Source organism: Blautia glucerasea (assembly GCF_013304385.1).
GTDB lineage: Bacteria > Bacillota > Clostridia > Lachnospirales > Lachnospiraceae > Blautia_A > Blautia_A ammoniilytica.
The window spans coordinates 1-3,006 of sequence record NZ_JAAITU010000091.1 but is presented as its reverse complement, the minus strand read 5'-3'; the positions used below and the strand labels follow the sequence as shown (position 1 = coordinate 3,006).

Below are 3,006 nucleotides of genomic sequence, written 5' to 3'. Positions count from 1 at the left end.
AGTTCTCGGATAAAATATCTCGCCCCGATATTATAAGAAGCCGACAGGTCACAGTGATATCTTTTTCCTTTCAATAAGTTCCGCAAAAACATCCTCGGAAGCATATGAAATATTCGCATCATTTAATTGTTAAATTTTTATTTTTTTCTAATTTTCGTACTAACCTGCGCAGCGAATCCAGATTGTATGCTTCGATATTCATTGTATCCCTCTTTACTAATATCTCCCGAATTTATAATGTTAATAAATTTATAACCAAATTAACCATGATATCTTTTTCTACAGGATCTGATTCAGCAATCATCAATGTTATTGCCACCAATGAACCGTCACTTATCTTTCTCTTTTTCCACACCGAAAACCTCTGAATGAAACGTATCCTCCATAGCATTTACCATGGCGCAACATTCATCATATGTAATTCTGTATATTGGTTGATTTCCTTCTGGTTTTTCAATCGTTTGATGGTCATATTGATCCAACAACGTCAGTGCCTCTGTGTATAGACTTACTGCCTTCAATATATCCTCTTCTTCAACTTCCAATGTACACGCTAACATTTTAGTCTGGATATCTACCGTTTTCTCCAAGGCAATTAAACGTTTTGCATTTATTGCGTAGTCATTAAGAATATATTGTTTTAAAATATCATTTGCCCATCTTCGGAATTCTACACCTCTGCGAGATTTTACCCGATATCCTACTGATATGATCATATCAAAATTATAATGTTCTACCTGATATACTTTTCCATCAGAAGCAGTTGTCGCAAAATTTGCGACAACTGAATTATGATCATTGCCATTATCATCGCCATTGGCGATGATATACTATTGTCTTTTGGCAACGATAATGGCAATTCAACTTTTATAAAATGCACTGACATATGAAAAATGCTCACCCGGTTCATACCTCTGGCAGTGCTCTATCACTCTCTATCATTTTGATCTCTTCAGCTGCATTCAAGACATTCAGCTGATATTCAGCAATCTCTTGTAATATTTTGAATCTTTCTCCTTTTTCTTTTCCTTCACGCAGCATCTGTGCATTATGTGATTCCAGATTGGATAGAACTGTTAATTCATTAATTGTTGCAAAATCTCTGACATTGTTTTTCTTCGCAAGTTCAGGATTTGCCTCTCTCCATGCTTTCGCCGTAAATCCAAATAATGCTACATTCAATATGTCTGCTTCTTCCGCATATGCCAGCCATTGAAGGTTTTCTCTGTAATTCATTTGAGGAAGCAAGTATCTTTTTACAGCATCCGTCTGGATCAGATAATTATTTTTGCTTAAAAAACGTTTTGCATCCCATTCCTTTCGTTCAGAATTGTTTTCTTCTTCCTTTAACCGTTGAAATTCTTTTATCAGATATAGTTTAAATACCGGACTGATTGCAGATGCAAATTCAAATGCAATATCTTTGTGTGCATATGTGCCACCATATTTTCCACGCTTTACATATAATCCAATGGCATTTGTTTCATTTACCCATTCCGAAACACTAGGTGTAAAAGTCAATAACCCTGCTTGCTTTTTAAAGTGTTCAGATTCGAACACTTTAAAATTGGGATTATATATCTGTTCCCATACAGACAAATATTCCAAAGTACCACGATTTCTTAACCAATTTCTTACCACATCTGCTGCCCTGACAGAATCTGATTTAGCTTTAGCAATATCTGTAATACAAATATAATCATCTAACTCCTGTTTCGAAATAGAAATCTGAACATTTTGCACTTCAATTATTTTATTCTTCATTCATATCTTCCTTTATGATGAGTTGTTCCATCTTTGCTTTATATGCTAATAAGCGTAACACATAATCTGGCATCTTTCTGGTTCCTCGTTCCCACTCTGTTACTGTTCTGTATGGGATTTCAAAATATTCACAAAATTCCTTTCTGTTCATTCCGGTACTTTCTCGTAATTCTTTTATTTTATCTTTTATTTCCATTTTCTCCCCCTTTTTATTTTACACATTGTGTATGTATCGTAGCATATTTTTTCATTTATTACAACATCTATCATCTTCATTTTGGTATGCTCTCTGAAAGGCATAATCTACCCCACCCCACCTCATAATTCGGATATTGTTCATACTCTGGCAACGGTTTGGTGCCGCGGCGCAGATATGCTTTCACTTTTTCCCCATACAGATATGGATCATTGCCCTTTATGATTCCCCATTCCATCAGAAGTGCAGCTGATCCGGAAACAAAGGGAACAGCAAAGGAAGTTCCTGTATAGCTTCCATAGCCTCCGCCGGCCCTGGGGGCTGTTATACCCACTCCAGGCGCTGTCAGATCCGGCTTTTCATATGGAAGCTCACTGCTTCCCCTTCCGGAAAAGCCAGCATATGCCAGAAGCCTGGAATCATATGCACCCACGCTGATCAGGCGTCTGGCAGTGGCCGGTATGGTAAGCGTTCCCTGTGGACGTGGAAGATAAAAGGCTGTGCCCGGATTTAAAGTTTTCCCACCTGGAAGCCACAGGAAATATTCCCCACTTTTTATATTTCTTGCTGCTAAGATTATTTTCCACACACCACTGTCCACATAGGGTCTTTTCCCATCCTGCGCCAGAAAATCCACATAAATCTCCTGCGTCACATGATACGGTGCCGGTTTTCCATAATAAATCAGTAGTTCCGTATTTCCCACCTGCCACCGCTGAGCACCCAGTATTTCGGAAAGGGGACCCACACGCTCCCCGGCTGGATTTTCCAGATAGATTTCCATCTCATCTTCGTAATTTTTCCAAAGTTGCACATTTAATGTAGGCTCAAAAGCGCCAACACCAAGTTCAATTTCCTGGGTTTCTCCTGGTGAAAGCTTTCCTCCGGTGTGCAGAGCATCATTTCCATTATTCCCCATTCCTGTACAGACCACGTTTCTGCCCATAGCAGATACACTGTCCAAATAGGTTTCCAATAAAGAATCGCCCTTATGTGATCCATAATTGTTTCCAAAACTGATATTCACTACAATAGGTTTTCCAAGA

4 protein-coding genes are annotated in these 3,006 nt (G+C 38.5%); all 4 read right to left on the bottom strand.

Going from position 1 to position 3,006, the window contains the following annotated elements; genetic code table 11:
• Nucleotides 1-329 precede the first annotated feature (329 nt).
• Complete coding sequence (locus tag G5B11_RS18340) at nt 330-824, bottom strand: virulence RhuM family protein (protein WP_262583186.1); 495 nt, start codon at nt 822-824, stop codon at nt 330-332.
• An 82-nt stretch (nt 825-906) separates the two neighbouring features.
• Entirely contained in the window at nt 907-1,764 is an 858-nt protein-coding gene (locus G5B11_RS18335) for a KilA-N domain-containing protein (RefSeq protein ID WP_173729289.1), read from the bottom strand.
• Nucleotides 1,754-1,960: a helix-turn-helix domain-containing protein gene (locus G5B11_RS18330; protein ID WP_158422583.1), complete on the bottom strand. Its 207-nt coding sequence runs from the start codon at nt 1,958-1,960 to the stop codon at nt 1,754-1,756. The genes G5B11_RS18335 and G5B11_RS18330 overlap by 11 nt, the downstream gene beginning before the upstream one ends.
• 76 nt (nt 1,961-2,036) lie before the next feature.
• On the bottom strand, nt 2,037-3,006 hold a 970-nt coding region (locus G5B11_RS18325; protein WP_173729288.1), incomplete at its 5' end, for a S8 family serine peptidase.